We start from the raw sequence: 16444 nt of genomic DNA, 5'->3' as shown, positions 1-16444 counted from the left end.
CTTGCTGGGTGCCAGCCGAGACCTCGCAGACGCTCGACCGGGGACTCACCGTCCTCGAGTTGCTGGCGGATGCCCCGGACGGGCTCTCGATCACCGAGCTCGCCGCCGCGCTGGGAGTCAGCCGGACGGTCGTGTACCGGCTGGTGAACACGCTCGAGCTGCACCGCCTGGTGCGCCGCGACAGTGAGGGCCGGGCCCGCCTCGGTCTCGCCGTGCTCCACTACAGCCGCCGCGTGCAGCCGACCTTGCGCGACGCCGCTCTTCCCGTACTGCGTTCCCTCGCCGAGGACACCGGCGCCACCGCACATCTCACGGTCGCCGACGGTGAGGAGGCGCTCGCGATCGCCGTCGTCGAACCGAGCTGGACCGACTACCACGTCTCCTACCGGATGGGCTCCCGGCACGCCCTCGACCAAGGCGCCGCCGGCAAAGCCATCCTCGCCGGCCGCCGCAAACCCGACCCCGCCGGCCGCCCCTTCGTAGTAACCTCCGGCGAACTCCAAGCCGGCGCCCAAGGCGTCTCGTCCCCGGTCCTAGGAGTCCCAGGCGTGGAAGCCTCAATAGGCGTAGTAGTCCTAGGCAAACTGGACCGAGACTTCGTCGGCCCCCGAGTAGCCCGAGCCGCAGTAGAAGTAGCCAAGCGCCTCGCCTAGTTCTTGGTGGCGGCTTCTACCAGGGGGAGTACCCGGTGGGGGATTTGTTCTGCTAGCGCGATCACCGTCGAGGCTCGTTGGATGCCTCGGACGATGACGACCTGGTCGATCACGCGTTGGAGGTCTGCGTTGGAGCGGGCGACTATTCGGCACCAGAGGTCTTCGGCGCCGGTGATGGTGTGGACTTCGAGGACCTCGGGGATGCGGGCCAGCGCCTCGGCGACGGTGGTGTGGCCGGAGCCCTGCTCGATCTGCAGGGTGGCGAAGGCGGTCACGGGATAGCCGATCGCGGCGGTGTCGATGTCCGGGCCCCAGCCGCGTACCACGCCGTCGCGCTGCAACCGGTCCAGCCGCGCCTGGACGGTTCCCCGGGCGACGCCGAGGCGGCGGGACGCCTCGAGTACGCCGACGCGGGGTTCGGCGGCGAACAGCTTCAGGATCCGTGCGTCCAACTCGTCGACGGACATGCGATCCTCCACGGATAGTCAGACTGACCAAATAGCCTACCGATGTGGTCAGAGTAGTGTGCAGGTTGTCTGGTCAAACAAGGAAGTGTTGCGCAACCTGCCTCCCAGCGGCAAGGCTCGGTGACACCACATCGACCCGGGAGGACCCCGATGACCAGCACCGACCTCACCCCTGCAGAGCTCGACGCCGATCTCGACCTCGACCAGCTGAAGCAGCTCGTCGGCCTGGTGCCGTACGACGAGAGCACCGACCCGTTCCCGGTCACCGCGATGGACGCGGTGGTGTTCGTGGTCGGCAACGCCACCCAGACCGCGAAGTGGTACCAGCTCGCGTTCGGCATGGACCTGGTCGCGTACGCCGGGCCTGAGACCGGCAGCAAGGACGCCAAGTCGTACGTCCTCAAGGCCGGCTCCGCCCGCTTCGTCATCTCCGGCGGCGTCAGCCCGAAGAGCACGCTGCTCGACCACCACCGCAGGCACGGCGACGGCGTCGCCGACCTCGCCCTCGAGGTCCCGGACGTCGACAAATGCATCGCGCACGCCCGCAAGGTCGGCGCGGTCGTCCTCGAGGAGCCGAACGACGTCACCGACGAGCACGGCACGGTCCGCCGCGCGGCGATCGCGGCGTACGGCGACACCCGCCACACGCTGATCGACCGCAGCCGGTACGACGGCCCGTACCTGCCCGGCTTCGTCGCCGCGCAGACCAAGGTGCGCCGCCCGGAGGGCCACCCGAAGCGGCTGTTCCAGGCCGTCGACCACGTGGTCGGCAACGTCGAGCTCGGCAAGATGGACGAGTGGGTTGCCTTCTACAACAAGGTGATGGGCTTCGTGAACATGGCGGAGTTCATCGGTGACGACATCGCCACCGACTACTCGGCGCTGATGAGCAAGGTCGTCGCCAACGGCAACCACCGGGTGAAGTTCCCGCTGAACGAGCCGGCGATCGCGAAGAAGAAGTCGCAGATCGACGAGTTCCTGGAGTTCTACGACGGCGCCGGCGCGCAGCACATCGCGCTGGCCACCAACGACATCCTGCGCACCGTGGACATCATGCGAGCGAACGGCGTCGAGTTCCTGAACACCCCGGACTCGTACTACCAGGACCCGGAGCTGCGGGCGCGGATCGGCAACGTCCGCGTGCCGATCGAGGAGTTGCAGTCCCGCGGCATCCTGGTCGACCGGGACGAGGACGGCTACCTGCTGCAGATCTTCACCACACCGATCGGCGACCGCCCGACGGTGTTCTACGAGTTGATCGAGCGGCACGGCTCGCTCGGCTTCGGCAAGGGCAACTTCAAGGCGCTGTTCGAGGCGATCGAGCGCGAACAGGAGCGCCGCGGCAACCTGTGATCCGGGTTCGAGCAGGGTTTGACGTTCAAAAGCTTGCCAAAAGCAACTGCACACGGCGTGTCGCCGTCCGATTACCGGAATGACTGTCGGGGCAGGCTCCGTTCGCGTAGTGTGCCTTCCTGAGTGTGCGTCGGGGCGCGCGCTCAGGAAGGGTTTCGTCATGAAGACACTGGGCATTCTGCTCAGCACTGCCGGCCTGGCCGGGGTGGGCGTGTTCGCCTTCTCCGCGGTCCCGGCCGGGGCGGCCACGGCCGCCAACTGCTCTGGCGCGACATCCATCGCCTCCGCGCCGATGCTGCGCAACCATCAGCCGCCCAGCTGGGGCACGATCCGGCTCGTCCGCGACAACTGCAACCAGTACTGGGCCGAGATCACCATGGCGTCGCCGTTGGTCGCCAACGCGAAGGCCAACGCCTTCCTGGTCCAGTCCGGCGGCAACAACAACGGCCGTGTGCTCAGCTGCGACAGCAGCGGCGGCAACGGTTCGGTGATCCAGGGCCAGCGCAGCTGCCGGACACCGAAGGTGAAGGCGACCAGCGGCAGCGTCACGTTCACCGCCGTCGGCCGCGAGTACCACAACTACGGCGGCGGCTACGAGGAGATCTCCGAGAACGCCACCCGACGAACGCGCTGAGACAGGGGTGCGCGGTACCGCGCAGTAGTAACTAGGCTCGGGAACATGAGTGAGGTTGTCGAGCAGCTGCGTCAGGTACTGCCGCCCGAAGCGCTGGTCACCGATCCGGACCGGATGGAGAGCTACCGGTACGACCGGGCGATGTTCTGCCCGGCCGGGATGCCGCTGGCGGTCGTGCTGGCCCGGGAGACCGCGCACGTCCAGGCGGCGGTACGGGTCGCGAACGCGGCCGGCGTACCGATCGTCCCGCAGGGCGCGCGCTCCGGCCTGTCCGGCGCCGCGAACGCGCTGGACGGCTGCATCGTGATCTCGCTGGAGAAGATGGACCGGATCCTGGCGATCGAGCCGGTCGACCGGTACGTCGTCACCCAGCCGGGTGTCTACAACGCCGTACTGTCCCGCGCGGTCGCCGAGCACGGCCTGTTCTACCCGCCGGACCCGTCCAGCTGGGAGTTCTGCTCGATCGGCGGCAACCTGTCCACGAACTCGGGCGGCCTGTGCTGCGTGAAGTACGGCGTGACCACGGACTACGTGCTCGGCCTGGAGGTCGTACTCGCCGACGGCCGGGTCCTGCGTACCGGCCGGAAGACCGTGAAGGGTGTCGCCGGGTACGACCTGGTCAAGCTGATCGTCGGCAGCGAGGGCACCCTCGGCATCATCACCGAGGCGACCCTGATGCTCCGCCCGGCGGCCGCCAAGCCGCGAACGATGGCGGCGCTGTTCGGCTCCGGCGTCGAGGCCGGGAACGCGATCCTGGAGATCATCCGCAGCGGCGTCTCGCTCAGCCTGCTGGAGATCATGGACCGGACCACGATCCAGGCGGTCAACAAGTACAAGCGAATGGACCTGCCCGAGGACGCGGGCGCCATGCTGATCGCGCAGTCCGACGCCGGTGGCGAGGCGGGTGCGGCCGACGTCGCCGCGGTCGCCAAGCTCTGCCGGGACCATGGCGCGCTGGAGTGCATCGAGGCCGAGGACGACGCGGAGGGTGAGCTGCTGCTCGAGGGCCGCCGGGTCGCGCTGACGGCGCTGGAACAACTCGGTACGACGATGATCGACGACGTCGCCGTACCGCGGTCGCGGCTGGCGGAGTTCATCGGCCGGCTCGAGCAGCTGTCGGCGGAGCTGGACATCACGATCGGCGTCCTCGGGCACGCCGGCGACGGGAACATGCACCCGACGGTGGTGTTCGACCAGGCCGACCCGGTGCAGGCCGAGCGGGCGCAGCAGGCGTTCGAGCAGGTGATGGCGATCGGGTTGGAGCTCGGCGGCACGATCACCGGCGAGCACGGGGTCGGCGTCCTGAAACGGTCCTGGCTTGCCGAGGAGATCGGGCCGGTCGCGCTGGACGTGCACCGGGCGATCAAGTCCGCGCTGGACCCGAAGAACCTGCTGAACCCGGGCAAGATCGTGGCCGATTGAGGTTGTGACGTAACCGCAACAGAACTGCCGAGCCCATTGGACGTCCACGGCCATCGAATGTGACGTGGGGACTGGAGCATAGGAAGCTAGTGAACTCGCGGGGGGACCGGATGCAGGGTAGGAGGCGCCCGATGGGTCGGTTGCGCCGTACCGTACTGCCTGCCGTCGCGGCGCTGGTCGCGACAACGGTGCTGGGAGCCTGCGCGAACGGCGGCGGTCTGCGGGTCGAAGGCCCCGAATCGCCGCCGCCGGACACCTCGTCGCCGTCCGTTGCGGTGGGCACCGGAACCGTGTCCCCACGCCCCGAACAGACCCCGGTTCAGCCCGTTGACCTGTACAAAGTCCGGGCCCGGCTGCTCGCCGACAAGCGGCTGTCGGACTACGACCGGAAAGTGCTTTCGAATTGCACGGTGATTTCGCGTTGCCTCAGCAGGGGTAAGACCGTTGATGTAATGCACAGCGGTACACCTCAGCAGATCGTCCTGATCCATACTCTGGAGAAGTTCGTCTTCGGTATCTTCCTGATCGCCGTCGAGCCCTCGGGCCCGCGGCCGATCTGGAACCTTGATGTCGAGCAGCCGACCGTGAACGCCAGCCCCCAGGGGGAGCTGGTGGTCGAGTCGAAGATCTTCACGATCAACGACCCGGTCTGCTGCCCGTCGGGTCGCCGGGTCGAGGTCTACCGTTGGAACGGTCGGCAGATGACCAAGGTGAGCTCGACGGACCAGTAGGGAGACTGAAGTTCGGTGGTACCGGAAGAACCGGCAGCGCGCATTCTCATGGTCGAGGACGACGCGGTGATCCGTGAGGCGACCCAGTTGACCCTCGAGCGGCACGGCTACGACGTGACCACGGCCGAAGACGGCCTGGAAGCGATCGAGCGATTCGAGAAGATCCATCCGGACGTCGTGATGCTGGACATCATGCTGCCCGGCCTGGACGGGATCTCGGTGTGCCGGCGGATCCGCGAGACCAGCACGGTCCCGATCGTGATGGTCTCGGCGCGCGGAGACGCCCTCGACGTCGTACTCGGCCTGGAAGCGGGCGCTGACGACTATGTGACCAAACCCTTCGACACACAGGTGCTCGTGGCCAGGCTGCGGGCGGTGATGCGGCGCGCGGTCTCCGATCCGGAGCGTCCGGCACCGGCGGCCGGGTCCGGTGTGGAGTCGTTCGGCGACCTCGAACTGGACCGGGAGGCCTTGGAGGTGCGGCGCGGTGGCGCGACCGTGCAACTGACGCCGACCGAGCTCAAGCTGCTGATCGAGTTCGCGAACAACCCCGGGGTGGTGCTCAGCCGGTCGACGCTGCTGCAGCGCGTCTGGGACTACGAGTGGGGCGGCGACGGCCGGCTGGTCGACGTCCACCTGCAGCGGCTTCGGACCAAGATCGGTGCCGACCGCATCGAAACCGTCCGCGGCTTCGGGTACAAACTCAGGGCCTAGGGAATGGGACTGCGCGGCAAGCTCGGTCTCATCTTCCTGCTGGTCTCGTCGCTCGCGATCCTGGTGCTGTGCGTCGCGGTCTACACCCAGGCCCAGTCGGCCCGGCTGGACCGGACGCGCAGCTTCGCGGACGAGCGGATCCAGCTCGCGGCGCAGAGCTACGACACCAACGACGTACCGGTGTTCGGGGCGAAGCTCGACGACCCGGACCTGCCGCCGCAGCTCCGGGACGCGGTGCTGTCCGGGAAGCGGGCGACGTTCAAGACCGGGTCGCCGCACGCGAAGATGTGGGCGGCGGTCGCGGTCAAGGACGGCAAGGTGCTGTCGATCGAGCAGGACTACGACAACACCGACGACTCGATGCAGGCGTTGCAGCAGGCGCTGTTCGTCGGCGGGATCGGCACGGTGGCGCTGGTCGCGCTGGTCAGCGTGATCCTCGCGGGCAGCCTGTCGAAGCGGATCGTCGCGGTGGCCGGTACGGCCCGGCGGATCGCGGCCGGTGACCTGGACGCGTCCGCGGCGGAAGCCGTTGGCAAGGGCAAGGACGAGGTGCAGTCACTGGCGACCGCGTTGGACACCATGGCCAGTTCGCTGCGCGGTCAGCTCGAGGCCGAACGTCGTTTCACCGCCGACGTCGCGCACGATCTCCGGACGCCGGTCACGGGTCTGACCACGGCGGCAGAGCTGCTGCCGCCGGGGCGTCCGAGTGAGCTGGTCCGGGACCGGGCCAAGGTACTGCGGCGGCTGGTCGAGGACCTGCTGGAGATCGCCCGGTTCGACTCGGGCGTCGAGCAGGCCGACCTCGAGCTGGTCGGGCTCGGCGCGTTCGTCGGGTCGGCCGTCGGGCGGTTGCGGATGCAGCAGGGGCTCGCGCCCGACGACGTCGTCGTCCACCTGGACGGGAAGGACGAGACGGTGTCGACCGACTCGCGGCGGATCGAGCGGATCCTGGCCAACCTGATCGTGAACGGCCTGCGGCACGGCAAGCCGCCGGTCGAGGTGACAGTCAGCGGCCGTACCGTCGAGGTAGTTGACCACGGCAACGGTTATCCCGAGGAATTGATTGCCGAGGGCCCACGCCGGTTCCGCTCCGGGATGGCCGAGCGGGGCGTCGGCCACGGTCTCGGCCTGACCATCGCGGCCGGTCACGCGAAGGTGCTCGGCGCCGACCTCACCTTCGGCGAAGCCCCTGGTGGTGGGGCGCTGGCGCGGCTCGTGCTGCCCGCCGGACCTGAGACGGAGTCGTAACACAACCTTTCCCGCGCGCGTCGCGTCTTCTCCTCCGTAACACCAACAAAACGAGGGGAAACCACAGATCATGCGTACTCAGTTCGTTCGCCGTACCGCTGCCGCTTTCGCCGGTGTCGCCCTGTCCGCTGCCGGCCTCGGGGTCGCCGGTGCGCTGCAGGCCGACGCCGCCACCACGCAGCAGGCCGCCGTCTCCACGCCGGCCGTCGCGAAGTCGATCACGATCAAGTCCGCCGGCACCTACGTCCCGCTCTGGGCCAAGGTTCCGCTGACCGGCAAGACCACCGGCATCGCGAAGAACACCGTCGTCCAGGTGCAGCGGCTGCAGAACGGCAAGTGGGTGAACTTCCCGGCCACCACCAAGGTGACCAGCAAGGGCACCTACTCGGTGTGGGTGGCCAGCGGCCGCGCCGGCGTGAACAAGTTCCGCGTCGTCGCCGCGAAGACCGCCAGCCCGTCGGTGTCCATCACCTACGTCAAGTGATACCCGCGGCGGCGCCACTTCCCTGGGGGCGGGAGGTGGCCCCGCTTTGCCGCTAGTGGGTTCCGTACACGTTGAACTCCGCGGCCGATCCGAAGACCGCGCCGTTCAGCGAACTGGTCCCGACGAACTTCACGTACCGTCCGGGCTTCGCGGTGAAGTCCAGCCGTTGTACGGCGGTGGAGTTCGGGAACTCACCCGTCGCCACCGGCGTACCCCAGTCCTGGCCGTCGGCGCTGACGTAGAGCTCGTACCCCTTGAACATCCCGTTCGTCCCGCTCTGCCGGGGCAGGTAGCTGAAACCGTTCACCTGGTACGCCGACCCGAGGTCGAGCGTCATGAAGTGCGGGAAGCCGGCCGGCGTACTGACCTCGGACCAGGCGGAATGCCAGATAGTGCTGGGGTTTCCGTCCAGGGCCATCGTCGCCGCACCACCGGTGGCGACGTCCTCGCTGTCGACGTCCACCACCGTGATCCGCGACTGCGGAACGATTCCCGGCGGCAGTACGGTTGCCTCCGCCGTGATCGTTGCCTGACCACCCGTTGCCGTCAGCACGTACTTCCCTTCCGGCGTACCGGCCGGGGGAGTGACGTCCCAGGTTGTCGTCGCGGTGGCGCCTGCGGCGACCGTTGCGTGCGTCGCCGGAGTGGTTGCCGTGACGGTCCAGCCGTCGGGCGCGGTCAACCCGAGCGTGATGTTGCTGGCAGCAACCACGTCGTTGTTGGTGAACGTGGTCGTGACGCTGTTCGCCTCGCCGGAGACCAGACCGTTCAGCCCGCTGACCGCGACGGACGTGCAGTCGGCCGGCTCGGACGTCGTACCGAGATCGGTGACGGCGAAGTTGTCCATCACGAAGTCGGTCTGGTCGCCGCCGTCGGTCAGCTTCCGTAGCCCGACCCAGTAGTCGCCGCCACACCCGGCCACGAACTCCTGGTCGAACGTCGCCTTCGTCCGCTGCTCACCGATCGGGGTCGCCTTGACCTCGACCGAGTTCGGGCGATCGACGCCCTGGACCCAGGTGTACTGTCCGCCGCGACCACTCTCGTAGTCGAAGCTGACCTTGTACTTGTGCCCTGGCTGGAAGTTCACCGTCCACGGCGCGGTCCGGTAGACGAGTCCCTCGTTCTCCTCATGCGACTTGAGCGACCAGTTCCCGTCCAGCACATCGTCGACGAGCTTCCCGTTCCACCCCGCCTGGGTGTACGGCGCATGCTTCTTGGCGAGCACGGTCCGGGGATCGGTCACGCCACCCGCATCTCCCTTGAGGAACGGCCCCCAGCCCTGATCCACATCCTCGAAGTCCTCGGCAGCGCCGGCAGGGGTCGTCTCGACCACCCGCACATCGTCGACTCGAACCTGCCCGGCCCCCGCCGCCGCTCCGATTGCCAGGTCCGCGGTGCTTCCCTTTGCTGTAAAGAGGACTCGCACTCGCTGGTAGTACATTCCGTGCTTGTCATCAGCAGCAACCATGTTCTCGGCCGTGGACCGCGTGACGACGTTCTTCGCCCCGTCGACCGAGATCGTCGTCGGACGGTACGCCTCGACCCAAGCCGACGCACTGTAGGTACGCCCGCCGACCAGCCCGGTGAGCTTCTGGCTGAGGTACGACTCCTTCGTCCCGAGCTGAGCCACGTGCTGCCCGTTCTCGAGTGTCGCGATCGAAGCGCCACCGGTCGCGTTCCAAGCCTGCAGGTTTCCGGCGTTGAACCCAGGGTCCTTCAGATGCGTGCCTTCGCCCCAGTTCACCACCGGCGGCTGCGGAGCGGCGACCGGGTAGATCACGTAAGGCTTGCCCGGAATCGCATCGAGCGTGATGGACCCGTGGTTCGCACGGATGGTGGTTGGCTTGGTCCTGCCGGTATCGCTCAGTTGGTAGGCGGTGAACGTCTGTACTCCGGCGAAGGCCGCCGGCAGCTGCCACGTCGTACGTCCGCCGGCCGGGTTGTAGTGGTAGAGCTTCTTGTTGTCGTTCCACGGCAGCAGGTACTTGTCGCCGTCGAGGACCTTCGCGTTCCCGACGTACACGGCTCGCTTGCCGTTCTCGACCGCGCCGCGCACCCCGCCGGTGAACTGGATGTCGCCCGCGTTCCAGTCCAGGATCTTCTGCTGCTGCAGGAACTTCGCCGGCAGGTTGCGCTGCCAGATGTTCGTGTAGAAGGAGTTCCAGTCGGTCTCGCCGGTCCATCCCTCGAACTCGACGATCGCCGACTGGCCGAGGATCGGGTCGTTGTTCCACACGTCCTTCTCGTGGTTCCGGACGAACCGGATGATCTGCGAGTTCAGCCCCTTGTTGGTCGGACCGCCGTAGTCGAGGTCGTTGGCCCAGTGCGACCAGAGCGACGTACGCTCATGCCTGTCGGCCCACTCGGTCGCGATCTGCCAGCCCTGCGCGGACAGCTGCCGGGTCAGGCCGTCGGCCAGCCAGCCGGACTGGTAGTACACGTCGATGTACAGCTCCTGCAGGTTCTTGTCCGTCTCGTCGCGCAGTTGCTGGAACCGCTTGACGATGTTGCCGGAGGCAAGATCAGGGCGCTGCTTGATGTAGTAGCTCTGGTTCAGCCAGTTCCAGCCCTTGGCGTTCTTGTCGACGAGGTCCTCACTGAACGCGTTCGCCTCCGGGTACGACTCGGTCGCGTTCACATGTACGCCGAACGCCGCGTTCCACGCCTTGCCCTGCTTGAGCAGGGTGTTCAGGTCGGTGAGGCCGCCCGCGCGGAGGTTGTAGTTGCCGCCGTAGTCGGGGTGTCCCGAGTCGTGCCCCTCGGATGCGTAGCCCTTCAGCAGCGCCAGCTGGCCGAGCCCGTCGGTGGACAGCGAGATCCGCTTGACGTCGTCGAGGGTCCGGAGGAACGGGTGCGTGGCCTGGCTGGCGAAGTTGAACGGGATGTGGGTTATCACCCGGTTCTTGACCTGGTCGCCGCCGTTCGGCTCAACCATGATCGAACGGAAGGCGACCGCGCCGTCCTCCCAGTCCACGGTCTTGTCCTGGTTCGCGTCGGGGGTGACGACGACCTTCGCCCAGGGGAGCGGTTCGGTGTACGGCGAGGTGTCGGCGCGGTACGTCCACTGGCCGCTCCAGACGCCGACGCGGGTACTGCCGTCGCTGCCCTTGCGGGCCTGGTGCCAGAACCGGGCGCCGTCGTCGACGGACTGGCCGGACGGCTTGTCGTACGTCGAGTTCGACTCGATGCCCGCGGCCAGCCCGCTGGTGTTGACGAACGCGTACGCCGCACCGGTCGGCGACGCCTCGCCCGGCGTACTCGCGGTGACCGGGGCGATCTTGTCCGCGTTCCGGGTCGAGTCCGGGTCCAGGGTCGTGAACGCGGTGGTCGCGCCGGCGTCCGTACTCGACACCGAGACCAGGTCCTGGTTCGGGATGTCGATCGTGTGTACGCGGCTCGTCTCGCTGTCACGGACCGCGTCGATCGCGAACGTCGTCACCCGGCCGGTAACGCTCAGGCTGGTGTCCAGTTCGACGCCGGGCAGCGCGTCGAAGCCGAGCGTGTACGACGCCTTCGTGTCGGTGATCGCCGCCGGCGCGACGAGGTGCGCGGTCCGGGCGACCCCGTCGATCGTGACCGTCGAGATCGCGTCGGGCTGCCCGCCGAGACTCTGGCCGGACGCGTTGTCGGCGTACTTGATCACCCGCGGGAAGTCCGCTCCCACGGTGACCGTCAGCTCCGGCGACCGCAACGTCAGGTCGCCGGCCGCGTGCGCCCCGGTGGGCACGCCCAGCAAACCGGCAGCTAGCGTCACAGCCAGTACTCCACACCCCACTGAACGTTTCATGCCCAGAAAGTTCGCACGTAACAGCAAGCGCGTCAAGAGAAACGAACACTAATGAACAGATTGACGCAAGGCAAGAATCCTGTCCGAGCCTCAGGTGACCGCCGGCAGGACCGTCCCGGTGACCTCGCCGAGGCCGAGGGGGCTGCCGTTGATGGTGGTTGCCCAGGCGGTGATGGTGATCTCGTCGCCGTCCTCGAGGAAGGTATGTTCTTTGCCGTCGACAAGCAGTGGTTCGCGGCCGCCCCAGGTCAGTTCGATGAACGATCCGCGCTGGTTCTTCTCGGCGCCGCTGACGGTGCCGGAGGCGTACAGGTCGCCGGTGCGGACGGCGGCGCCGTTGACGGTCAGGTGGGCGAGCATCTGGGCAGGAGACCAGTAGATGTCGCGGTACGGCGGGGAGCTGACGAGGTTGCCGTTCAACCTGACTTCGAACGTGATGTCGTAGTTCGTGAGGTGCTGTCCGCGGAGGTACGGAAGGACGGGTGGGTCCTGCACGCCGAGGGGGACGGCGGACGCGGCGAGGGCTTCGAGCGAGACCACCCACGGGGAGATGGACGTCGCGAAGGACTTGCCGAGGAACGGGCCCAGCGGGACGTACTCCCAAGCCTGCAGGTCGCGGGCGGACCAGTCGTTGACGAGCACCACGCCGTACACGTGGTCCTCGAATTCCTCAACGGAGACAGGCTTTCCGAGCGTCGACGGCGTACCGACGACGTACCCGAGCTCGACCTCGATGTCGAGGCGCTGGGACGGGCCGAAGGTCGGCGCGGACGCGTCCGGGGCCTTGCGCTGGCCGGACGGGCGGACGATGTCGGTGCCGCTGGCAACGATCGTCCCGGCGCGGCCGTGGTATCCGACCGGCAGGTGTTTCCAATTGGGCAGCAGCGGTTCGGAGTCGGGGCGGAACAGCCGGCCGAGGTTCGTGGCGTGCTGTTCGGAGGCGTAGAAGTCGACGTAGTCGGCGACCTTGAACGGCAGTTGCATGGTGACCGCGGACTGCGGGATCAGGTGCGGTTCGACCGTGTCGCGGTCTCCTGCGTTGCGGACCAGGTCGAGCAGCCAGTTCCGGGTCGCGCGCCAGGCGGGACGGCCGAGGGCGAGGAAGGCGTTCAGGGTCGGTTCGGCGAACAGTTGCGCGCCGTCCAGCATCTGCGCGGACGCGACCGGTGCCAGGTCGATGATCTGGTCGCCGATCGCGGCGCCGACCCGCGGCTCCTCGTCGCCGTACCGGAACACGCCCAGCGGCAGGTTGTCCGGCCCGAACGGCGAACCGTCCGGGATGTCGATCCAGCTCACAGGTCCTCCAGCAACTGCAGTGATTTCAGGTCGTGAAGCGGCTCGTCGATGCTGCAGGAGCCGAAGGACGTGAACCACCGGCGCGTACTCGCGGCCTGGTCGTCGGTCAGCTCACGCGCCCGCGCGGCCAGTGCGTCGCCGTCGCGGTTCTCCAGTAGCTCGATCAGCTCGTCCGCGTTCGCTCCGTCAAGTGATGCTCGGGTGGCGAGCAGTACGTTGAGGAAGCCATGGTGCTCGAAGCCGGTGTCCGGGGCGGTGTGCCGGACGGCGTTGTGCAGGCCGGCGGTGCACTTGAAGGGGACCTCACGGTCCAGGCAGGCCGTGATGAAGGCGGCCACCTGGTCGCTGGACGGGAACAGCGCGGCGTCGACGCCGCCGGTGCGGAGCTTGCCGGCGTACCCGGCGTCGGCGACCACGTCGAGCGCCCGCTCCCACGCCCCGTCCAGGCCGATCTCGACGTACGCCATCTCCTCGTCGAAGCAGTCGTCACAAGCCCGTACGACCCGCAGAGCGTTCCGAGACAGGTCGTCCTCGTCCCGCAACCGCACCTCCACCGCGGTCACCTCGACATCCGCCGACCGATCCCCCCACCGCACGACCGGCTCGATCCCACCCGCTCCAGCCGAGATCACCACCGACACTCGCAGCGGTGCGCCGCCGGTGCGGCCGGCTTCAGCGACCTTCATCAGGTTGTCGTCCGTACACACGAACGGGCCGACCAGGTCGGCGTACGCAGACTGTAGGTGGGCCTGGTGTGCGGCGACCGCTTCGGGCAGCGGCAGGTTGCCCGGGGGGAACATCGACGCGTCGTCGACCAGGTGCCGGAACAGGGCAGGGACGGTTGACATGACCCAGAGCCTAACGGATGCTTTCGGTAAGCGGACGCAGGCGTTCGATTATCGGGCAACGGAGCAGACAGCATGGCGTTCTACCGGCAGGTCGGGGAAGTTCCACCCAAGCGGCACACCCAGTTCCGGAAACCGGACGGCGGGCTGTACTACGAAGAGCTGATGGGCGAGGAGGGCTTCTCGTCCGACTCCTCGTTGCTGTACCACGCCGGCGTACCGTCCGCGATCGTCGACTCCCAGGTGTGGGAGCTCCCCGACCTAGCGACCGTCCCGAACCACCCGCTGACGCCGCGCCACCTGAAGCTCCACGACCTGTTCACCGAGACCTCCAAGTCGAACCCCGTCGAGGACCGCAGACTCGTCCTCGGCAACGGCGACGTCCGGATCTCGTACGTCGTCGCCGAGCAGCCCTCGCCGTACTACCGCAACGGCATCGGTGACGAGTGCGTGTACGTCGAGAAGGGCACGGCCACCGTCGAGACCGTGTTCGGCGTACTGCACGCGGTCCAGGGCGACTACGTGATCATCCCGCGCGCGACCACGCACCGGTGGATCCCGGGGCCGGAGGGCGTCTCGGCGTACTGCATCGAGGGCAACTCGCACATCGCCCCGCCGAAGCGCTACCTGTCCCGGTACGGCCAGTTCCTCGAGCACTCGCCGTACTGCGAACGCGACCTGCACCCCACCACCGAGCCGCTGGTCGAGGAGGGCACCGACGTCGAGGTGCTGGTGAAGCACCGCGGGAACGGTGCCGGCGGCATCGTCGGGTCCCGGATGACGTACGCGACGCACCCGTTCGACGTGGTCGGCTGGGACGGCTGCCTGTACCCGTACACGTTCAACGTGAGCGACTTCGAGCCGATCACCGGACGCGTGCACCAGCCGCCGCCGGTGCACCAGGTGTTCGAGGGGTACAACTTCGTCGTCTGCAACTTCGTGCCGCGGAAGGTCGACTACCACCCGCTGTCCGTGCCGGTGCCGTACTACCACTCGAACGTCGACTCCGACGAGGTGATGTTCTACTGCGGCGGCGACTACGAGGCCCGGAAGGGCTCCGGGATCGGCCTCGGCTCGATCTCGCTGCACCCCGGCGGGTACGCCCACGGGCCGCAGCCGTCCGCGATCGAGGCCTCCCTCGGCGCCGAACGCTTCGAGGAACTCGCGGTCATGGTCGACACCTTCCGCCCGCTCGAACTCGGCGAGGGCGGCCAGGCCGTCGACGACGGCGTCTACGCCTGGACCTGGGCAGGCCGCCGCAAGGACCGCTAGTTTGTGGGATTCTTTCCCGGTGAGTGAGGACGGGGACGCAACTTCACAGGTCGCAGAGCTGGACGCGGCAGACGACACGCCGGAGGTGCAGGTGCCGCCAGGTGATCCGGGGCAGCCGTTGGTGGTCGGGATCGACCGTGACGCGGTGCTGCGCCGGCGCGAGGTGGTCCGGACGGTCGAGCGCCGCGGCGGTTGGGTGACGGCCGCGCTCGGCGCGCTCGGGATCGCCGCCGCGGTCTACGCGCTGTTCGCGTTCCCGGGGTCGGGGATGTGGCCGTTCGCGCTGCTGCTGATCGTGGCGATGGTCCCGCTGGTGCTCAGTACGGTGCTCGTCTACCGCGTGCAGGCCGAGCGGCAGATCTGGTACGACGCCAACGAGCTCCCGCCGGTCGCGATGCGGATCTCGGCGAAAGGCCTCGAGCTCGCGTGCGACGGAGCGGCGTACCCCGTCGTCCTGCCGTGGCCGACCGTCCGCGGCTTCACCCAGCACAAGCTGCTCGGCCAGTACATGCTCGACATCGCCCTGGAGCAGGGCGTCAGCGCGACCACGGCCGGCGTCCGCGGCCTCGACCAGCCGGCGGTCCGCAGCGTCGTCAAGCCCAACCCCCTGCTCCGCCCCACCGGCATGTTCCTGGTCAAGGCCCTCGACCAGCCCGTCCACATCATCGACGAGGCCCTCAAACACTTCTCCAACGGCAAGGCCGGCGTCCAGCGCTAACAGGGCAGGGCGCGGTACGTGTAGCCCTGCTTGGTGAGGATGGTCAGCGCCTGGTCGAGGGCGGCGACGGTCTGGGACCGGTTGCCGCCGCCGTCGTGCATCAGGATGATCGCGCCCGGGCGGGCGCCGGCCAGGATCGCGTGTTCGATGTGGGCGGTGCCGGGCTTCTCCCAGTCCTTGGTGTCGACGTCCCAGAGCACCTGCCGCTTGTGATACCCGGCGATGATCGCCTCGACCTCGGCGTTCGTGCCACCGCCCGGCGGGCGGACGCACTTCGAGGCGACACCGGTCACGATCTCCTGCCGGACCTTCGCCTCCGGTAGCAGGCTCAGCGTCTTGTGGTCGTACGTGTGGTTGCCGACGTGGTGCCCGGCGGCGCGCTCGGCGGCGAGCAGCTCCGGGTACTGCGCGACCTGCATCCCGAGGACGAAGAACGTGGCCTGCGCCTTGTGCTTGCGCAGGATCTGCAGAACTTTCGGTGTCCACTCGTGCTGCGGGCCGTCGTCGAACGTCAGGTAGAGGACCTTCCCGTTGTCGGTCAGGTTCCAGTCGTCGGCCGGCGGCTTCGGCTGCACCGGAGGTGGAGTGGATTCCTTCGTGGACGACGGTTGGCCACGCTTCGACGTGATCGGCGTACTGAAAAGTCCGTGGTGCGGCGTGGTCGAGACGACGGCCGCGGCCGAGGTCACGGAAGGAGAGGACGGGGAGGCGGTCTGGGCGAGGACGGCACCGCAAAGCAAGGCGGCGACCAACGGCAGGAGTTTGCCGGGCGGCTTGGTCATGCGGGGCATCCTCTCGCGTGCCAGGGGGCAGTTGTTCA

Annotated in this window: 15 protein-coding genes; 10 read left to right on the top strand and 5 right to left on the bottom strand. The window is 68.0% G+C overall.

The genetic code is table 11. From position 1 onward, the window contains the following. Positions 1–8: 8 nt before the first annotated feature. The gene (locus tag ACZ5BU_RS15900; protein WP_141858847.1) at positions 9–653 is read left to right on the top strand and encodes an IclR family transcriptional regulator; all 645 of its coding nucleotides are present in this window, start codon (positions 9–11) and stop codon (positions 651–653) included. Here the strand turns inward: ACZ5BU_RS15900 and ACZ5BU_RS15895 are convergent. Then, on the bottom strand, positions 650–1120 hold the full coding sequence (locus tag ACZ5BU_RS15895) for an Lrp/AsnC family transcriptional regulator (protein ID WP_465699484.1): 471 nt from the start codon (positions 1118–1120) through the stop codon (positions 650–652). The genes ACZ5BU_RS15900 and ACZ5BU_RS15895 overlap by 4 nt on opposite strands. A 150-nt stretch (positions 1121–1270) precedes the next feature. On the opposite strand from ACZ5BU_RS15895, the gene hppD reads away from it, so the two are divergent. The 7 genes from hppD to ACZ5BU_RS15860 all read left to right on the top strand — a co-directional run bounded on the left by hppD (position 1271) and on the right by ACZ5BU_RS15860 (position 7706). After that, on the top strand, positions 1271–2473 hold the full coding sequence (gene hppD, locus ACZ5BU_RS15890) for a 4-hydroxyphenylpyruvate dioxygenase (RefSeq protein ID WP_465699482.1): 1203 nt from the start codon (positions 1271–1273) through the stop codon (positions 2471–2473). Between the two features lie 160 nt (positions 2474–2633). Then, positions 2634–3107, top strand: a complete 474-nt coding sequence (locus tag ACZ5BU_RS15885) for a hypothetical protein (protein ID WP_465699480.1) — start codon at positions 2634–2636, stop codon at positions 3105–3107. 45 nt (positions 3108–3152) lie between these two features. Beyond that, positions 3153–4529, top strand: coding sequence for an FAD-binding oxidoreductase (locus tag ACZ5BU_RS15880; protein ID WP_465699478.1), 1377 nt, complete (start codon positions 3153–3155; stop codon positions 4527–4529). Positions 4530–4660: 131 nt separating this feature from the next. After that, positions 4661–5260 carry a hypothetical protein gene (locus ACZ5BU_RS15875; protein ID WP_465699476.1) on the top strand — a complete coding sequence of 200 codons (600 nt, stop codon included), beginning with the start codon at positions 4661–4663 and terminating at the stop codon, positions 5258–5260. A 48-nt stretch (positions 5261–5308) separates the two neighbouring features. Continuing rightward, on the top strand, positions 5309–5974 hold the full coding sequence (gene cseB / locus ACZ5BU_RS15870; RefSeq protein ID WP_185759410.1) for a two-component system response regulator CseB: 666 nt from the start codon (positions 5309–5311) through the stop codon (positions 5972–5974). Between the two features lie 3 nt (positions 5975–5977). Next, a complete protein-coding gene (locus ACZ5BU_RS15865) occupies positions 5978–7222 on the top strand; it encodes a HAMP domain-containing sensor histidine kinase (RefSeq protein WP_465699474.1) in 1245 nt (414 codons plus the stop codon). Positions 7223–7292: 70 nt separating this feature from the next. Continuing rightward, a complete protein-coding gene (locus tag ACZ5BU_RS15860) occupies positions 7293–7706 on the top strand; it encodes a hypothetical protein (RefSeq protein WP_465699473.1) in 414 nt (137 codons plus the stop codon). Between the two features lie 52 nt (positions 7707–7758). Here the strand turns inward: ACZ5BU_RS15860 and ACZ5BU_RS15855 are convergent, their stop codons facing one another. The 3 genes from ACZ5BU_RS15855 to ACZ5BU_RS15845 all read right to left on the bottom strand — a co-directional run bounded on the left by ACZ5BU_RS15855 (position 7759) and on the right by ACZ5BU_RS15845 (position 13637). Further along, positions 7759–11493 (bottom strand): endo-alpha-N-acetylgalactosaminidase family protein, encoded by a 3735-nt coding sequence (locus ACZ5BU_RS15855; protein ID WP_465699471.1) that lies wholly within the window; start codon positions 11491–11493, stop codon positions 7759–7761. Between the two features lie 90 nt (positions 11494–11583). Further along, positions 11584–12789, bottom strand: coding sequence for a fumarylacetoacetase (fahA, locus tag ACZ5BU_RS15850; protein WP_465699469.1), 1206 nt, complete (start codon positions 12787–12789; stop codon positions 11584–11586). Then, entirely contained in the window at positions 12786–13637 is an 852-nt protein-coding gene (locus tag ACZ5BU_RS15845) for a hypothetical protein (RefSeq protein WP_465699468.1), read from the bottom strand. Before ACZ5BU_RS15845 ends, fahA begins: the two co-directional genes overlap by 4 nt. Before the next feature lie 72 nt (positions 13638–13709). On the opposite strand from ACZ5BU_RS15845, the gene ACZ5BU_RS15840 reads away from it, so the two are divergent. Together ACZ5BU_RS15840 and ACZ5BU_RS15835 are read left to right on the top strand one after the other, a co-directional pair. After that, positions 13710–14906: a homogentisate 1,2-dioxygenase domain-containing protein gene (locus ACZ5BU_RS15840; protein WP_465699466.1), complete on the top strand. Its 1197-nt coding sequence runs from the start codon at positions 13710–13712 to the stop codon at positions 14904–14906. Between the two features lie 19 nt (positions 14907–14925). Continuing rightward, positions 14926–15624, top strand: coding sequence for a hypothetical protein (locus ACZ5BU_RS15835; protein ID WP_465699464.1), 699 nt, complete (start codon positions 14926–14928; stop codon positions 15622–15624). On the opposite strand, the gene ACZ5BU_RS15830 is transcribed toward ACZ5BU_RS15835, so the two are convergent. Beyond that, positions 15621–16406, bottom strand: coding sequence for a polysaccharide deacetylase family protein (locus ACZ5BU_RS15830; RefSeq protein WP_465699462.1), 786 nt, complete (start codon positions 16404–16406; stop codon positions 15621–15623). The two genes, ACZ5BU_RS15835 and ACZ5BU_RS15830, sit on opposite strands and share 4 nt — an antisense overlap. Between the last annotated feature and the right edge of the window lie 38 nt (positions 16407–16444).

Source organism: Kribbella sp. NPDC031520, assembly GCF_055580825.1.
Note: the sequence above shows the minus strand (reverse complement) of the source record. Positions and strands in the feature narration are given on the sequence as shown.